This is a genomic window from Parasphingopyxis algicola (assembly GCF_013378075.1).
Taxonomy (GTDB): domain Bacteria; phylum Pseudomonadota; class Alphaproteobacteria; order Sphingomonadales; family Sphingomonadaceae; genus Parasphingopyxis; species Parasphingopyxis algicola.
In genome coordinates this window covers 568,968-585,656 of the sequence record NZ_CP051131.1, presented here as the reverse complement: position 1 = coordinate 585,656, position 16,689 = coordinate 568,968, and the positions used below count along the sequence as shown (strand labels likewise).

The 16,689-nt window shown below is 62.9% G+C and carries 16 protein-coding genes and 2 tRNA genes; 2 read left to right on the top strand and 16 right to left on the bottom strand.

All coding sequences use genetic code 11. The features are described 5' to 3' along the window. Positions 1–2: 2 nt before the first annotated feature. The gene (locus tag HFP57_RS02900) at positions 3–1,907 is read right to left on the bottom strand and encodes a potassium transporter Kup (RefSeq protein ID WP_176868396.1); all 1,905 of its coding nucleotides are present in this window, start codon (positions 1,905–1,907) and stop codon (positions 3–5) included. 171 nt (positions 1,908–2,078) lie between these two features. Between HFP57_RS02900 and ald the strand changes: the two genes are divergently transcribed. Next, positions 2,079–3,173, top strand: a complete 1,095-nt coding sequence (ald, locus tag HFP57_RS02895; protein ID WP_176868395.1) for an alanine dehydrogenase — start codon at positions 2,079–2,081, stop codon at positions 3,171–3,173. Here ald and HFP57_RS02890 read toward each other — a convergent pair. Genes HFP57_RS02890 through ccmC form a run of 7 tightly spaced genes read right to left on the bottom strand, consistent with a single transcriptional unit; the run spans position 3,170 to position 8,034 of the window. Then, the gene (locus HFP57_RS02890) at positions 3,170–3,835 is read right to left on the bottom strand and encodes a tetratricopeptide repeat protein (protein WP_176868394.1); all 666 of its coding nucleotides are present in this window, start codon (positions 3,833–3,835) and stop codon (positions 3,170–3,172) included. The two genes, ald and HFP57_RS02890, sit on opposite strands and share 4 nt — an antisense overlap. After that, positions 3,835–4,254 (bottom strand): cytochrome c-type biogenesis protein, encoded by a 420-nt coding sequence (locus HFP57_RS02885; protein ID WP_176868393.1) that lies wholly within the window; start codon positions 4,252–4,254, stop codon positions 3,835–3,837. Before HFP57_RS02885 ends, HFP57_RS02890 begins: the two co-directional genes overlap by 1 nt. Beyond that, entirely contained in the window at positions 4,251–4,829 is a 579-nt protein-coding gene (locus tag HFP57_RS02880) for a DsbE family thiol:disulfide interchange protein (protein ID WP_425500725.1), read from the bottom strand. Before HFP57_RS02880 ends, HFP57_RS02885 begins: the two co-directional genes overlap by 4 nt. Further along, positions 4,826–6,751, bottom strand: coding sequence for a heme lyase CcmF/NrfE family subunit (locus HFP57_RS02875; protein ID WP_176868392.1), 1,926 nt, complete (start codon positions 6,749–6,751; stop codon positions 4,826–4,828). Before HFP57_RS02875 ends, HFP57_RS02880 begins: the two co-directional genes overlap by 4 nt. Continuing rightward, positions 6,748–7,179, bottom strand: a complete 432-nt coding sequence (ccmE, locus tag HFP57_RS02870; RefSeq protein WP_176868391.1) for a cytochrome c maturation protein CcmE — start codon at positions 7,177–7,179, stop codon at positions 6,748–6,750. Before ccmE ends, HFP57_RS02875 begins: the two co-directional genes overlap by 4 nt. After that, the gene (locus HFP57_RS02865; RefSeq protein ID WP_176867844.1) at positions 7,176–7,316 is read right to left on the bottom strand and encodes a hypothetical protein; all 141 of its coding nucleotides are present in this window, start codon (positions 7,314–7,316) and stop codon (positions 7,176–7,178) included. Before HFP57_RS02865 ends, ccmE begins: the two co-directional genes overlap by 4 nt. Position 7,317: 1 nt before the next feature. Then, positions 7,318–8,034, bottom strand: a complete 717-nt coding sequence (gene ccmC / locus HFP57_RS02860; RefSeq protein ID WP_176868390.1) for a heme ABC transporter permease CcmC — start codon at positions 8,032–8,034, stop codon at positions 7,318–7,320. Between the two features lie 103 nt (positions 8,035–8,137). Between ccmC and HFP57_RS02855 the strand changes: the two genes are divergently transcribed. Continuing rightward, positions 8,138–9,043 carry a DMT family transporter gene (locus HFP57_RS02855; protein ID WP_176868389.1) on the top strand — a complete coding sequence of 302 codons (906 nt, stop codon included), beginning with the start codon at positions 8,138–8,140 and terminating at the stop codon, positions 9,041–9,043. On the opposite strand, the gene HFP57_RS02850 is transcribed toward HFP57_RS02855, so the two are convergent. From HFP57_RS02850 to HFP57_RS02815, 8 genes are all read right to left on the bottom strand, one after another. Further along, positions 9,040–10,089, bottom strand: coding sequence for a Glu/Leu/Phe/Val family dehydrogenase (locus tag HFP57_RS02850; protein WP_176868388.1), 1,050 nt, complete (start codon positions 10,087–10,089; stop codon positions 9,040–9,042). The two genes, HFP57_RS02855 and HFP57_RS02850, sit on opposite strands and share 4 nt — an antisense overlap. Positions 10,090–10,138: 49 nt before the next feature. Beyond that, a tRNA-His gene (locus HFP57_RS02845) sits at positions 10,139–10,215 on the bottom strand. Between the two features lie 118 nt (positions 10,216–10,333). After that, positions 10,334–10,408, bottom strand: a tRNA-Val gene (locus HFP57_RS02840). A gap of 136 nt (positions 10,409–10,544) precedes the next feature. After that, positions 10,545–10,817 (bottom strand): HU family DNA-binding protein, encoded by a 273-nt coding sequence (locus HFP57_RS02835; protein ID WP_176868387.1) that lies wholly within the window; start codon positions 10,815–10,817, stop codon positions 10,545–10,547. Positions 10,818–10,979: 162 nt separating this feature from the next. Then, positions 10,980–13,388: an endopeptidase La gene (lon, locus tag HFP57_RS02830; RefSeq protein WP_176868386.1), complete on the bottom strand. Its 2,409-nt coding sequence runs from the start codon at positions 13,386–13,388 to the stop codon at positions 10,980–10,982. 173 nt (positions 13,389–13,561) lie between these two features. Further along, the gene (gene clpX / locus HFP57_RS02825; RefSeq protein ID WP_176868385.1) at positions 13,562–14,833 is read right to left on the bottom strand and encodes an ATP-dependent Clp protease ATP-binding subunit ClpX; all 1,272 of its coding nucleotides are present in this window, start codon (positions 14,831–14,833) and stop codon (positions 13,562–13,564) included. A gap of 110 nt (positions 14,834–14,943) precedes the next feature. After that, on the bottom strand, positions 14,944–15,570 hold the full coding sequence (locus HFP57_RS02820) for an ATP-dependent Clp protease proteolytic subunit (RefSeq protein ID WP_176868384.1): 627 nt from the start codon (positions 15,568–15,570) through the stop codon (positions 14,944–14,946). Between the two features lie 65 nt (positions 15,571–15,635). Next, positions 15,636–16,625, bottom strand: a complete 990-nt coding sequence (locus HFP57_RS02815; RefSeq protein WP_176868383.1) for a glycosyltransferase family 2 protein — start codon at positions 16,623–16,625, stop codon at positions 15,636–15,638. Between the last annotated feature and the right edge of the window lie 64 nt (positions 16,626–16,689).

Genomic DNA, 16,689 nt, shown 5'->3' with positions numbered 1-16,689 from the left:
CCTTAGATCTCAACCTGACTGCCGAGTTCGACCACGCGGTTGGGCGGCAGGCGGAAGAACTGCATTGCCGTTTCCGCGTTACGCAGCATCCAGGCAAACAGTTTCTCGCGCCATGGCGCCATACCCGGATTTTCCGAACTCAACAGCGTCTGCCGGGCGAGGAAGAAACTCGTCTCGATCATGCGGAACGGCGGACCGCAAGTCGTGACCTTCTCCAGCGCCTTGGGCACATTGGCGTCCTGCATGAAGCCGTAGCGCAGGATGATCCGGTAGAAACCGGCGCCGAGATCCTCATATTTCACCCGATCCTTCTCGGCGACATGGGGCCGATCGAGGATCGAGACCGTCAGAAGCACGATCCGCTCGTGCAACACCTTGTTATGCTTGAGATTGTGCAGCAGTGCATGCGGCACGCCTTCGGGCGATGTCGTCATGAAGACGGCGGTTCCGGGAACGCGGGTCGCTTCGCCCGCGGCGGATTTGACGAAGACCTGGACCGGCATCGCGGTCTCGCGCATCTGGGCGATGAGCAGCGAGCGGCCCTTGGCCCAGCTCGTCAGCAGGATGAACGCGACGCCGCTGACCGCGAGCGGCACCCAACCGCCGTCCGTCAGTTTGGTGAGGTTGGCGGCGAAGAACAGGATGTCGACGGTGAAAAACAGACCGACGAGCAATCCGGCCCAGAGCTTGTTCCATTTCCAGAAGCTGAAGAGCAAGACGGTGAGCAGGCAGGTGTCCATCAGCATGGCGCCGGTCACGGCAATGCCATAGGCGGCCGTCAGGTTCGATACATTGCCGAACGTCAGCACGAGCAGCACGACCATGATCATCAGCGCCCAGTTGACCACCGGTATGTAGATCTGGCCGATCGTCTTGGCATTGGTATGGTTGATCCTCAGGCGCGGCATGAGGCCGAGCTGGATGGCCTGCTGCGTGACCGAGAAAGCACCCGAAATCACGGCCTGACAGGCGATGATCGCAGCGAGCGTGGCGATGATCAGCAGCGGCAGCTGAAACCAGGCCGGCGCCAGCATGAAGAAGGGGTTGGCCATGATCGCCTCGCCTTCGCGCAGGGCCAGCGCGCCCTGCCCCATATAGTTGAGGATCAGCGCGGGCAGCACGAAGGCGAGCCAGGAAACACCGATCGGCTTACGGCCGAAATGCCCCATATCCGCGTAGAGCGCTTCGGCGCCGGTCACGGCGAGCACGACCGCGCCGAGCGCGAGAAACGCCTTGAGCGGCTCCATCATGAAGAACTGTACCGCGTAATGCGGGCTGAAGGCCCAGAGAATTTCCGGGTTTTGTACGATGCTGAGGATGCCGAGAACCGAGATCGTCAGGAAGTAGAACAGCATGATCGGACCAAAAAATGCGCCAACCTTCGCCGTTCCCGATCGCTGGATCAAAAACAGGAAGATCAGAATGAAAACCGCGATCGGCACGATCCAGCCGCTCAGCGAGGGGTTGACGACAGCGAGACCCTCGACAGCGCCGAGCACCGAAACGGCCGGCGTAATCATCGAATCCCCGTAGAAGAGCGCGGTGGCGAGCACGCCGAGCATAACGATGCCCGCGCTCCACTTCTTGCCGGAACTCTTCCCGCCCATCAGCGCCAGCAGCGCCAGGCTGCCCCCTTCCCCGCGATTATCCGCGCGCATGATGATCGTCACATATTTGATCGTGACGACGAGCATCATCGCCCAGAAGATCAGGCTCAAAACGCCGTAGAGATGCAGCGCATCGAGCGCGAGCGGGTGATGGCCGGTAAACGCCTCGCGAAATGCGTAGAGTGGGCTCGTCCCGATATCGCCGAAAACGATGCCGATCGCACCAAGCGCGAGCTTGATGACGGCCTGGTCCCGCGTCGGCGGACCGGAGACGGGGTGAGCAGTTTTCGAATCGCTCATTTTTTACGGACGCGGCCCCTTGTGAATGCCGGGTAAGCCGCACTGGCCGGGCATTCTGGCCCGGCGGCGGTAAAGCGCGCGCACTATCACGAGACGCGGCGGTCCGCAATGGGAGGACAAGCTTAACGCGGGTCGCTATAGGCCTGCCATCAGCAATCTCAGGAGGCGTCGATGCGCGTCGGAATCCCCAAGGAAATCAAGAATCACGAATATCGGGTCGGGCTTACCCCGGGCTCGGTTTTCGACGTTATCCAGGCCGGTCACGAGGTGATCGTCGAAACCAAGGCCGGCTGCGGCATCGATTTCGACGATGACGATTATCGCGCGGTCGGCGCGACGATCGTCGACACCGCGGCCGACGTGTTCGCCGGGTCGGACATGATCGTGAAGGTAAAGGAACCACAGGCCCAGGAAGTCGCGATGCTCGAGTCGCGCCACATCCTGTTCACCTATCTCCATCTCGCCGCCGACAAGCCGCAGACCGAAGGGCTGATGGCTTCGGGCGCGACCTGCATAGCCTATGAGACGGTCACTTCGCCCAACCGCTCCTTGCCACTACTCAAACCGATGAGCGAAGTCGCGGGCCGGATGTCGGTCCAGGCCGGCGCGCATTATCTCGAGAAAGAGCAAGGTGGACGCGGCATCCTGCTCGGTGGCGTACCCGGCGTGGCGCCCGCCAAGGTCATCATCATCGGAGGCGGTGTCGCCGGCCTCAACGCCGCGCAAATGGCTGTCGGCCTGCGCGCCGACGTTACGATCTACGATATCAGCAACGACCGGCTTGCCGAGCTCGACACCCATTTCGGCAATACGATCAAGACCGCTTATGCGTCGAAGGCGGCGATCGAAGCCGCCGTCAAATCGGCGCATCTCGTAGTCGGCGCGGTCCTGGTTCCGGGCGGCGCGGCGCCGAAGCTGATCACTCGCGACATGCTCAAGACCATGAAGCGCGGCTCGGTGATCGTCGATATCGCGATCGATCAGGGCGGCTGTTTCGAAACCTCGCGGCCGACGACGCATGAAGACCCGGTCTATGAGGAAGAAGGCGTCATCCATTATTGCGTCGCCAACATGCCCGGAGCCGTCGCGCGGACCTCCACCTTCGCGCTCAACAATGCGACGCTGCCCTATGTCATCCAGCTCGCGAACAAAGGGCCGGACAAGGCGATGGCGGACAATCCGCATCTCGCTGCCGGTCTCAACGTTTCGGGCGGCAAGATTCGTTACGAGGCGGTGGCCGAGGCGCTCGACCTGCCGTTCAACTAAGCGCCCGTTTCATCCTCGGGCGCGGGGGCAACCGGAACATCGACCGGTCGCCCCTGTGCCCGGGCGATACTCGCCAACCGGCTTTCCAGATCGGCGCGATAGGGCGCATCCTCGGGCGTGCGTTCGAGCAGCGTACGCCAGGTCGCTTCCGCATCGTTGAGCCGGCCCGCTTGCGCGAGCGCGAGGCCAAGGAAGAAAGGCGGACCGGGATGCTCGGGCGCGATCTGCGCCGCCCGTTCGAAGGCCAGCTGCGCGGCCGGGTTCATCTGCCCTTCGCCGTGCAGCAGCAGCGCGTTGCCGAGCGCCACCCAGAGATCGGGATTGTCGGGATCGTTGTCGATCCCGTTCTGGATCGCATGGGCGGCATTCATGTGATTGCCGACCCGGTTCAGCGCTTCGGCGAATTGGATCCAGCGCTCGGAGGTTGCATCGCGATTGTCGAGAAATTCCTCGTTGATATCGGTGCTGCCCTCTGGCGGACGTTCGCGCCGGTTTTCGGTCGGCTGCCCTTCCAGGACAGGACTGCCCTGCCACGCGTAACCGGCCAGGCCGATCAGGAGCGCCGCGCCCAGCCATTCGAGCCGTCGCCCGCGAAACTCGGCGAGGCGCCAGAGCCAGAAAAGGACGAGCGCGATCAGGCCGACCGCCGCGAACCAGCCCATCAGCTTTCCTTGCCACGCCGGCGGAACCGCCCGCGCGCGAGCCAGACACCCGCGCCGATCAGCGCTATCGGCAGCAGCCAGAGCGGCCATGTCACGCCGTCGATCGGCGGGTCGTAGGTGATCCATCGGCCGTAGCGGTCGACCAGCCAGTTGCGGATCTCCTCCGGTTCCTCGCCGGCGGCGATGCGGCGGCGCACGAGCGCGCGCATATCCTGCGCCATGTCCGCGTCGCTATCGGCGATCGACTGGCCCTGGCAGACGAGACAGCGCAGCGATTCCATCAATTCTCTGGCTTCGGCTTCCTGCGCCGCATCGGGTAGCTGCCGATTGGCCCATTCGGCTTCCGGCATCCGGGATTGCGCATGGACCGGACCGCTCAACCCGAAGGCCAGCAGCACTATCGCAAGCCAGCGTATCATCGCGCATTCTCCAGCGCGGCCAGAATCTCGGGCACATGTTCGGGACGGATATCGCCGATATGCTGGTGTACGATCACGCCATCGCCATCGACGACAAAGGTCTCGGGCACACCGGACGATCCCAGCGCAAGCTGCGCCTCGCTCTGCGTGTCGGCGCCGATCCGCTCATAAGGGTCGCCCCATCGCTCGAGAAAAGCGTAGACATCCTGGGGGCGGTCCCGCACCGCGATCGCATCGATCGCGACGCCGGCGTCGCGAAGCTGCATAAGTTGCGGCGCTTCGGCTATGCAAGGCACGCACCAGCTTGCGAAGAAATTGACGAGCCGCGGTTCGCCGGTGGCGAGATCGGCGCTGCTCAGTCCCGGACGGCTGGCCAGCGACGGTTCGAGCGCGAACTCCGGCATCGGTTCGCCGATCAACTGCGATTCGATCGCCCGCTGCTGGGGCGAGCTGTTTCCGAAATAGAGGGCATAGGCGAAAAAGCCGAAAAAGATCGCCGCGATGGCGAGCGGCACCCAGAGGATGAAGCGCTTCATTGCCGCCGTCTGCTTTTCGATTGCCGGATCAGTACTCATGCCCATGCCTCGCGTTCCATGGTCCGCCGCTCGCGCCGGACGCGGCCGATGAGCGAGAGCAAGCCGCCGAGCGCGATCAGCAGCGCCCCGAGCCAGATCAGGGTCACGAACGGTTTCCACCAGAGGCGCAGCTGAGAGCGTCCCGCTCCGTCGCTGCTGCCGAGTACGGTATATAGCTGCCCGTTCCAGGCCGTCCGGATCGCGGCTTCGTTGGTTTCGGTCTGGGGCGAGGAGAACATGCGGGACTGCGGTGTCAGGACAAATGCCTCGCCTTCCCCGCGCTGTACGGTCAAGCCGCCCTCCACCGCCGTCCAGTTCGCCCCGGCTACCGGGCGCGTCCCGTCAAAGGTTACGGCATAGGGCCCCACCTCGTGAGTTTCCCCCGGGCTGGCAGCGACCAGCACTTCCTCGCTGAACGCGCTTTCGAAGGCCATGCCGGCCATGCTGACGGCAATGCCGAGATGGGCGATCACCATTCCATAGACGAACATCGGCGTCCGGCGCAGGTTGCGCTTCCAGAGCGGCGCGATGCTGGCCGCGGCGACACCGGCGGCGAGGATCAGCCCGAGCATCGGCAGGATGCCGATCGGTGACGTCAGCAGGACGAGCCCCATCAGCGCCAGCGCGGCGACCAGCACCGGCAGCGAAATGCGGCCCATCACGTTGCGCCACTGGTCGCGCCGCCAGCGCAGGAGCGGGCCGATCGCCATCGCCGCGACGAGCAGCAGCGCGAGCGGCCCCGCCGTGGCGTTGAAATAGGGCGGGCCGACGGAAAGTTGCTCGCCGGTCACGGCCTCAACGCCGAGCGGATAAAGTGTGCCGATCAGGACGATGCCGAGGATCGCCGAGAGCAGAAGATTGTTCGCCACCAACGCGCCTTCGCGGCTCACAAATTCAAATTGCGATCCCTCCCGCACCGTGCCGACGCGCATGGCATAGAGCGCCAGAGCGCCGCCGATATAGAGAATCAGCAGGCCGAGGATGAACGTCCCGCGCTGCGGGTCGACGGCAAAGGCGTGAACGCTTGTCAGCACACCGGATCGGACGAGGAAGGTGCCCAGCATCGACATGGAGAAAGCGACGACCGCCAGCATGATCGTCCAGGCGCGCAATGCATCGCGGGTCGCGAGAACCGTGACCGAATGCAGTAGGGCCGTCGCGGCGAGCCAGGGCATCAGCGACGCGTTCTCGACCGGATCCCAGAACCACCAGCCACCCCATCCAAGCTCGTAATAGGCCCAATAGCTGCCCGCCGCGATCCCGATCGTCAGGAATATCCAGGACGCCAGCACCCATGGTCGCATCGCGCGGGCGAAGGTCGGCCCGACATCGCGCGTCAGCAGCGCCCCGACGGCGAAGGAAAATGCGATCGAAAGACCGACATAACCGACATATAAAGTCGGCGGATGGAAGGCGAGCCCGGGGTCCTGCAACAAGGGGTTGAGCCCCCTGCCCTCCGGCGCGGCCGGGCTGAGGCGCGCGAAGGGATTCGAGGCGAAGATCAGGAAAGCGTAGAAACCGATGCCGATGGCCGCCTGCGCCGCTAGTGTCGCGGTCAGCGTCCGTTCCTTGAGCCGGCTTTCGAACATCGCAACCAGCGATCCGGACAAGGCGAGGATCGCCACCCAGAGCAGCATCGATCCCTCATGATTGCCCCAGGTGCCGGAAAATTTGTACAGCCACGGCTTGGCCGAATGGCTGTTCGCGGCAACCAGTTCGACCGACAGGTCCGTCCGCAGGAACAGCCAGACCAGCATCGCGAACGAGAACAGGGTCAAGAGGCCCTGGACGATCGCGACCGGCCGGATCGCGCTGACGGCCCCGCTGCCGTCGGATCGGAGCGCCATCACGCCGAACACCAGCTGAAGTCCGCACAACGCGGCGGCGAGCCACAGGGCGGCGAGACCGGCTTCGGCGATCATTGGCGCGGGTCTCCGACCAGATCGACATCGGCCAGTTCGGGCGGCATGTAATTCTCGTCATGCTTTGCGAGAATATGGTCGGCTACGAACACGCCGTTCGCGTCGAGCGCGCCCTCGGCCACAACGCCGGAATTCTCGGCGAACAGATCTGGCGTGATCCCCGCATAGACAACGGGCACCTGGGCCTCGGCGTCCTGAACCAGAAAACGGATCGACACGCCGTCCGGCAGCTCCTCGATAGACCCTTGCGCGACCATCCCGCCGAGCCGGAATGCCTGGCCTGCAGGCACGGGTTCGGCGGAGATCTCGGCCGGCGTCCGGAACAGGGCCGCATTGTCGCGCAGACCGAACAGCGCGAGAAATCCGGCGGCGACCACCGCCACGATGGCGATGATCGCGAGCGTCAGCCGCTGATGCTTCGCTCTCATTGCCCGTCACCCTCGCGCAGCGCAGCCGCCCGGTTTTCGGTCGCGCGCATCCGCGCGAAACTCCATATCGCCAAAATCGCAGTGCCCGCGATCGTGCATGCATAAGCGGCAATGATGAACGGCCACGGCTCCATCATGTCATCCTTGTGCCAGACGGCGCAACCGCGCCTCGATCCGGATGTCGGCAATGATCGCGCGCATCCGGAACAATGTGATCGCGCCAAAAAGCATCGTGAAGCCGAGAGTCGCAATCCCCAGCGGCCATAGCATGGAACTATCGATCGCCGATCCGCTGAGCGTGAGGCTTTGGGGCTGATGCAGCGAGTTCCACCAAGTGACGGAATAGTGGATGATCGGCAGGTTGATCGCTCCGATCACGCCAAATATTGCGGCGACCCGGCCGATGCTGGCGCGCTCCTCGCTGGCCGCCGCGAGCGCCATGAACCCGAAATAGAGAAACAGCAGCACGAGCATCGATGTCAGCCTGCCGTCCCAGATCCACCAGGTCCCCCAGGCGGGGCGGCCCCAGATCGATCCGGTGAGCAGGCAAAGCGCCGTGAAAAGCGCGCCCGGCGCCGCGATCGCGCGCGCCGCTATGCCGGCCAGCGGATGGCGCCAGACCAGCTGCATCAGGCTCGCGATCAGGATACCCGTCCAACCGCCCATGCCGAGCCAAGCGGTCGGCACATGCACATACATGATGCGGACAAGCTCGCCCTGGAGATAATCGGGCGGCGAAAAGAAAAGGCCCATCGCAAAGGCGATACCGGTCAACAGCAGACCACCCCAGAACAGCCAGGGGGTCAGCGGGCGGGCGATCGACAGGAACCGGGTCGGATTGGCGAAAACGTGCATGGGCAGCGTCTCTTAGCGTAGCATCCGCCCGGGGAAAAGCATAAGACGACGGCGAATCCGTTTCATCCGATCACGCTCCTTCTCCCGGAGGCATTCGCCGCCCTTGACCGATCTCTCGCCGCCCGAACAACGGCCCGTCGCCGGGATCGTACTGCGCATATCGGCGGCCACCGTCTTCGCATTCATGGCGGCGATGGTGAAAATCGGGTCGGACTACGGCCTGCACCCGATCGAAATGATATTCTGGCGATTCGCGTTCGCACTGCCGCCGCTGTTCCTGTGGATCGCGCTCCGGCCGGGCCTGGAGGTCATCAAGACCAGACGGCCGCTCGCCCATCTGTGGCGGGCACTGATCGGATTCGTCGCAATGGGCTTCGGCTATTGGGCGATCACCCTGCTGCCGCTCGCCGAAGCGACCGCCATCAGCTTTGCCGCGCCGATTTTTGCGACTCTCCTGTCGGCGATCTTCCTGCTCGAAACGGTCGGTTGGCACCGCTGGAGCGCGGTTGCGATGGGGTTCGTCGGCGTGCTGATCATCATGCAGCCGCAGGATCTGGCCTTGCCGCTCGATGGCCTGGTGGTCGCGCTGATATCGGCGTTCGGCGTCGCCTGCGTGATCATCACGATCCGTCAGATCAGCAAGACGGAACGCGCGATCACCACCGTATTCTGGTTCACGTTGATATCGGCCGTCGGCACCGGGTTCGTCATACCCTTCTTCGCCGCCGGGCACGACTGGACGGGCTGGGCGATCATGATCGCGATCGCGATATTGGGCGGTACCGCCCAATTGCTGCTCACGGCCTCGCTGCGCGTTGCCCCGGTCGTCGTCGTCGCACCGTTCGATTATACGCAACTGCTCTGGGCCGTCGCGCTGGGCTGGCTGATCTGGTCTGACGTTCCATCCGTCGCGACCTGGTCCGGCGCGGCGATCATCATCGCCAGCGGACTGTATACCCTCTACCGCGAGCGCCGTCGGTCGCGGCCGCAGCGGCCGGTTATCGTCTAGCCGCGGCCGATCAGGCGCCGGGCGATCCGGTCGGCGACATTGGCCGCGGGATCGCCGGTCTCCTCGCTTTCCTGCCAGACCTGTTCGAGCCGTTCGGGGATTTTCGCGATCCGCGCCTCGACTTCCTGCTGATCGCCCTGCCCCAGATATTCGAGGCCGACATTGATGATCCCGCCGGCATTGATGACATAATCCGGCGCGAAGAGGATGCCGCGGTCATGGATACGCTGGCCGTCGGCGGGAGTCGCCAGCTGGTTGTTCGCTCCGCCGGCGACCGCCGAACAGCGCAGCGCCGTGATACTCTGTTCGTCAAGGATCGCGCCGAGAGCACAGGGGCTGACGATATCGGCTTCGATCGTAAGAATGGCATCCGGTGCAACCGCTTCGCCGCCATATTCCGCGGCGAGCGCCTTGGCGCGGTCCGCATTGACGTCGGCAAGGGTCAGCCGGGCGCCTTCGGCGGCAAGCAGCTTTGCGAGGCCACCACCGACACTTCCGACACCCTGTATGGCGACGTGGACGTCCTTGACGCTGTCGGTGCCGAGCGCACGTTTGGCTGCGGCCTTCACGCCCAGGAAAACGCCGAGCGCGGTATATGGCCCGGGATCGCCGCCGGCGGCTCCGATCTCCACCGGCAATCCCGAGACATGATCGGTTTCGCTGCCGATCACGACCATGTCGCCATCGGTCATGCCGACATCTTCGGCCGTCACATAGCGGCCGCCCAGGCTGTCGATGGCGCGGCCGAAGGCGCGCAGCATCTCGGACGTCTTGGTCCGCGTCTCATCGGCCAGGATCACGGCCTTGCCGCCGCCCATCGGCAATCCGGCCATCGCATTCTTGAAGCTCATGCCGCGCGACAGGCGAAGCGCGTCGGTGATCGCGCGCGTCGAGTCGGCATAATGCCAGAAGCGAACGCCGCCGGCCGCCGGCCCCAGATGCGTCGAATGAACCGCGATGATCGCACTGAGACCGCTCTCGACATCCCGAAAGAGATGCACGGCTTCATGGTCGTCAAAATCGGGGAGATCCCAGGTCGCGGACATTCCAAATTCCTGCGTAGCCGGCGATCAGACGATCCGTACCCGGCAAAAATGGGGCGACCGACGGGACTTGAACCCGCAACCTCCGGCATCACAAGCCGGCATTCTAACCAATTGAACTACGGTCGCCATGACAGGCGTTACAGCCAGCCGCGCACATAGGGGCCGCAGCGGCTGATCGTCAATGGTTTGTAATTAAATTACGAGCAGGTTTTTGCCCGATTTATCGCGGCGCAATCGCCGGAACTGGTGGGCGCGGCTGGGATTGAACCAGCGACCCCTGCCGTGTGAAGGCAGTGCTCTCCCGCTGAGCTACGCGCCCGCTCCAGTCCGTGTTACTGCCCGAAGAGGCAGTTCAAAAGAAAAATGGCGGGCACCGTAAGAGCACCCGCCTATTTTCCTGCGGCCCTGTAAGGCTCGGCCGCTCGCCCTGCCCGGCCGAGCGGCCGGAAAGCGGTCTAGTTGACCGCGTCTTTCAGGCCCTTGCCGGCCTTGAACTTCGGCTGCGTCGATGCCGGAATCTGCATCGGCTCGCCAGTGCGCGGATTACGGCCGGTCGAAGCCTTGCGCTCCGTCGTCGAGAACGTTCCGAAGCCGACCAGGCGGACTTCGCCGCCATTGCTCAGCGCACCGGTGATCGTGTCGAACACGGCCTCGCAGGCCTTGCCGGCATCCGCCTTGCTCAGACCGGACGCATCCGCGACAGAAGAAATAAGTTCTTGTTTGTTCATGCTCTCCGCACCCCTTGTGTGTGTTTTTCGTAGAAATTTGGACTCACGGCGTTGCCGACGGCGCCATCTAAGTCCAATTCACCCATGGCTGTAAAGCCCTAAGACGAACAAAAACGCCAAAATTCCGAGCTTTCCGGATTATGAAGGTTAATTTGTTGCGTTTCAGTGACGGACAGTGGGCTCCCCATCGCCCGACACGCCGGACGTGATTTGGGGACTCGGGTCGGTCGCGATCTCGTCGGCATCGCTCCATTCGATCGGCGCGACCGCTCCGGTCAGCGCGAGCGCCAGCACCTCGTCGACATGACCGACCGGAACGATCTCCAGGCCCTCGCGGATATTCGCCGGGATTTCGGCGAGGTCCTTCTCGTTCTCCTCTGGAATCAAGACCGTCTTGATGCCGCCGCGAAGCGCCGCGAGCAGCTTCTCCTTCAGGCCGCCGATCGGCAATACCCGTCCTCGAAGAGTCACCTCTCCGGTCATCGCGATCTCGCGGTTGACGGAAATGCCGGTCAGGGTGGAGATCATCGCGGTCACCATGCCAATGCCGGCGGACGGTCCGTCCTTCGGCACCGCGCCCTCGGGCAGATGCACGTGAATGTCCTTCTTGCCGAATACGCTCGGCTTGATGCCATAACTCGGCGCCCGGGCCTTGACGAAACTCATCGCCGCCTGGATCGATTCCTGCATCACCTCGCCGAGCTTGCCGGTCGTCTTGATTTGTCCCTTACCGGGAACGGTCACCGCTTCGATCGTCAGCAGTTCGCCGCCGACCTCGGTCCAGGCAAGCCCGGTAACGGCACCGACCTGGTCCTCTTCCTCGCTGACCCCGAACCGGTATTTCGTCACTCCGAGATAGTCGGACAGATTGTCCGGCGTGACCGTCACAGATTCGGCCTTGCCTTCGAGGATTTCGCGCAATGCCTTGCGGGCGAGCTTCGCGATTTCGCGTTCCAGCGTCCGGACACCCGCTTCGCGCGTATAATGCCGGATCATCGAGCGCAGGCCCGCATCCTCGAGCGTGAACTCGCCCTCCTTGAGCCCGTGCGCCTCGATCTGCTTGGGCAGCAGATGACGCTTGGCGATCTCGACCTTCTCGTCCTCGGTATAGCCGGCGAGCCGGATGATCTCCATCCGGTCGAGCAGCGGCTGCGGCAAGTTGAGCGAGTTCGCGGTCGTCACGAACATCACATCCGAGAGATCGAGATCGATCTCCAGATAGTGATCCTGGAACTTGTCATTCTGCTCGGGATCGAGAACCTCGAGCAGCGCCGACGCCGGATCGCCGCGGAAGTCCTGCCCGAGCTTGTCGATCTCGTCGAGCAGGAAGAGTGGGTTAGACGTACCGGCCTTTTTAAGGTTGGTGGCGATCTTGCCGGGCAGCGAACCGATATAGGTCCGCCGATGGCCGCGGATCTCTGCCTCGTCGCGCACACCGCCCAGTGACTGGCGCACGAAATCGCGGCCGGTCGCGCGGGCGATCGACTTGCCGAGCGAGGTCTTGCCGACGCCCGGGGGGCCGACTAGGCAGAGGATCGGACCTTTCAGCTTGTTGGTCCGGGCCTGCACGGCCAGATATTCGACGATCCGGTCCTTGACCTTCTCAAGCGCGTAATGGTCCTCGTCGAGAACCTTCTGCGCCTCGCCGATATCCTTTTTGAGCTTTGCCTTCTTGCCCCATGGCAAGCCGAGCAGCGTGTCCAGATAATTGCGGACGACCGTCGCTTCGGCCGACATCGGCGCCATCGCTTTCAGTTTTTTCAGTTCGGCCTGCGCCTTGGTCCGCGCTTCCTTGGAAAGCTTGGTTTCCTTGATCTTCTTGGCGAGTTCGGCGAGCTCGTCGCCCTCTTCGCCATCCTCGTTGCCGAGTTCGCGCTGGATCGCCTTCATCTGCTCGTTCAGATAATATTCGCGCTGCGTCTTCTCCATCTGGCGCTTCACGCGGCTGCGAATCTTCTTCTCGACCTGCAACACGCCGAGTTCACCCTCCATGAAGGCGAACGCCATTTCGAGGCGCTTCGACGGATCGCGCTCGACGAGCATCGTCTGCTTGTCCGAGACCTTGGCGCCGATATTCGCGGCGACTGCATCGGAGAGCTGCGAGGCCTCTTCGATCTGGCCGAGCTGGACGGCGGTTTCCTCGGGAATCTTCTTGTTGAGCTTTGCGTAATTCTCGAACTGCTCGACCGTGGAGCGCATGAGAGCGGCTACCTCGGGGCCTTCCGCCGTCTCATCCTCGATCAGTTCGATATCGGCGATCAGATGCTCGTCGCGATAATGGATATCGTCCAGCGATGCTCGCTGCTGCCCTTCGACCAGAACGCGCACCGTACCGTCCGGCAGCTTCAGCAGCTGCAGCACGGTCGCGGTGACGCCGATATCGTAGAGCGCGTCGCGATCGGGATCGTCTTCCGCCGGATCGAGCTGCGCGACCAGGAAAATGGTCTTGTCGGCGGCCATCGCGCGTTCGAGCGAGACCACGGATTTGTCCCGGCCGACGAACAGCGGGACGATCATGTGCGGAAACACAACAATGTCGCGCAACGGGAGGACAGGAAGGGATACAGTCATTCGTTACTCCAATGAGTTCGGCGGCCAGATTAGCCGCCGGACTTCAACTTTTCGTCAATATGGAGATCCGGCCGTCTGGCTTCAACACAGGCCGTCGCAACGATGTGGATCGGCAGCGCCGGGCTGCCGACCAGATAGGGTCCGATTCGCCAGCTTTTCCGCGGAAAATGCGGTCAGGCTGCGTCGTCGGCCGTCTTTTCTTCGGCCTTTGCGAAAACGCGGACCGGCTCCTTGCGTCCCTCGACGACATCCTTGTCGATCACGACCTCGCTGACATTCTCCAGGGTCGGCAGGTCGAACATGGAATCAAGCAGGATCCCCTCGAGGATCGAGCGGAGACCGCGGGCACCGGTCTTCCGCTCGATCGCCTTCTTGGCGATGGCGATCAGCGCATCGTCGGTGAATTCGAGCTTCACCTCTTCCATGTCGAAGAGCTTGGCATATTGCTTGACCAGCGCATTCTTCGGTTCGCTCAGGATCTGGACCAGCGCATCCTCGTCGAGATCGTCGAGAGTTGCGATCACCGGCAGACGGCCGACAAATTCGGGGATCAGGCCGTATTTGAGCAGATCCTCGGGCTCGACATGGCGAAGAACCTCGCCGACACGCTTTTCATCGGGCGCTTCGACATGCGCGCCGAAGCCCATCGACTTGCCCTGCATGCGATCCGAGATCACTTTTTCGAGACCGGCGAAAGCACCGCCGCACACGAACAGGATATTGGTCGTATCGACCTGCAGGAATTCCTGCTGCGGATGTTTGCGACCGCCCTGGGGCGGAACGCTCGCTGTCGTGCCTTCCATCAGCTTGAGCAGGGCCTGCTGGACACCCTCGCCCGACACGTCGCGGGTGATCGAGGGATTGTCCGACTTGCGGCTGATCTTGTCGATCTCGTCGATATAGACGATGCCGCGCTGGGCGCGTTCGACATTGTAGTCGGACGCCTGGAGCAGCTTGAGAATGATATTTTCGACATCCTCGCCGACATAACCGGCTTCGGTGAGCGTCGTCGCGTCAGCCATCGTGAACGGTACGTCGAGGATACGCGCGAGCGTCTGCGCGAGCAGCGTCTTGCCGCAGCCCGTCGGGCCGACGAGCATGATGTTCGACTTGGCGAGTTCGACATCGCCACCGGCCGTACCGTGGTTGAGCCGCTTGTAATGGTTGTGAACCGCGACCGAGAGAACGCGCTTGGCGCCGTCCTGCCCGATCACATAATCGTCGAGGACTTCGCAGATCTCGGCGGGCGTCGGAACGCCGCCTTCGCGCTTCGACGCGATCGAGCCCTTGGTCTCCTCGCGGATGATATCGTTGCACAGCTCCACACATTCATCGCAGATGAACACCGTGGGCCCGGCTATGAGCTTGCGCACTTCATGCTGCGATTTCCCGCAAAAAGAGCAATAAAGCGTGCTCTTGGAATCGCCGCCGCTAAGCTTTGTCATACTCAATTCCCTCCGGCTGCATCGCCGCAACCGCCTTTAGTCTAGCCCGTCGCTATCCGGCTAGACAATGACTTATTACACAAGAAAAATGCCTAATGGTTTAACCCGGCCTATCCGTCCGCCTTGGCTTCGGTTTCCGGGCGCTTTTCATAGACTTCGTCGACAAGGCCGAAAGCCTTGGCTTCGTCGGCATCGAAAAACTTGTCGCGATCGACGTTGTTTTCGATCTCCTTGATCGGCTGGCCGGTATATTTGGCCATCAGTTCGTTCATCTTCGCGCGTGTCTTGATCAGCTCTTTCGCGTGAATTTCCACATCGGCCGCGGTGCCCTGCATCCCGCTGGACGGCTGGTGGATCATCACCTTCGCGTTGGCGAGCGCCACGCGCATGCCCGGTTCGCCGGCGGTCAGCAGAAACGCGCCCATCGAGGCCGCGAAGCCGACGCAGACGGTGCCGACGCGCGGCCGAATATATTGCATGGTATCGTGGATCGCCATGCCCGCCGTCACCGAACCGCCCGGCGAATTGATGTACATGTAGATGTCCTTCTTCGGATTTTCCGACTCAAGGAACAGCAGCTGGGCGGTAATCAGCGAGGCCATATTGTCTTCGACAGGCCCGGTGAGAAAAATGATCCGGTCGCGCAAGAGCCGGGAAAAAATATCAAAACTGCGCTCGCCACGGTTCGATTGCTCGATGACGATAGGAACGAGCGCGTTTTCGATGGGATCAATCATTAGGGGCCTTTCCGGAAAACTGGTCGGGCCAACATTGCGACTTATGCGCCGCGCTTCAAGAGGGCTTAGCCTTTGGGCGACAATCCCGGTGCAGAAAAGCCGAGATAGGAGAGTCTGCGCAACTCCCGCCTGCCCCGGACGACCGTGTCGAGGATCAATCCCGCGAACAGGTTCAGCGAGGCCAGCAGCATCAAGCCGGTCGACAGGATGGCGGTCGGCAACCGGGGCACGAGACCCGTTTGCGCGTAGGTCAGCGCCAGCGGGATCGCCAGGATGACCGCGGCCAGTGCCAGCAGCCCGGCGATCGCGCCGAAAAACAGCACCGGGCGCTCCATGCGAAAGAGCGTCGCCATCGTCCGCAGGATCCGAAAGCCGTCGCGATAGGTGGACAGCTTGGACTCCGAACCCGCGGGCCGCGCGCTGTATTCGGTGACTTCCTCGGCTACCGGCATTTTCAGTTCGAGCGCATGGACGCTGATCTCGGTCTCGATTTCGAAACCCTGGGAGAGCACCGGGAAACTCTTGACGAAACGCCGGGAAAAGACGCGATAGCCGGACAAAATGTCGTTGAAGCTGCGGCCGAAAAGCTGCGCCAGAATGCCGGTGAGCAGCGCATTGCCGAGCCGGTGGCCGCTGCGATAGGCGGCCTCGACTTCGGTCTTGCGCGCACCGACCACCATATCGAGCTGTTCCTCGACGAGGCGGCGAACGAGCCGCGGCGCGGCAGCCGCTTCGTAGGTCGCATCGCCATCGGCCATGATATAGATATCGGCCTCGACATCGGCGAACATGCGGCGGACGACGTGACCCTTGCCCTGCATCCGCTCGGTACGGACGATGGCGCCGGCCTTGCCCGCAACCTCGGCGGTGCGGTCCGAGCTGTTATTGTCGTAGACGTAGATTTCGGCCTGGGGCAGCGCGGCACGGAAATCGGCGACCGTCTGGGCGATCGCCGCTTCCTCATTATAGCAGGGCAGAATAACCGCGATCGAGGGTGAACCCGGCAGCGGAAACGTGATTTCGCGTTCCGCCACAAACTCGCTGATATGCTCCATTGCCCGTCCTCGGCTGTCCCGGTGATGGGAAAGCTTCTAGGCGGGCAATGGTTAACAACAGGTT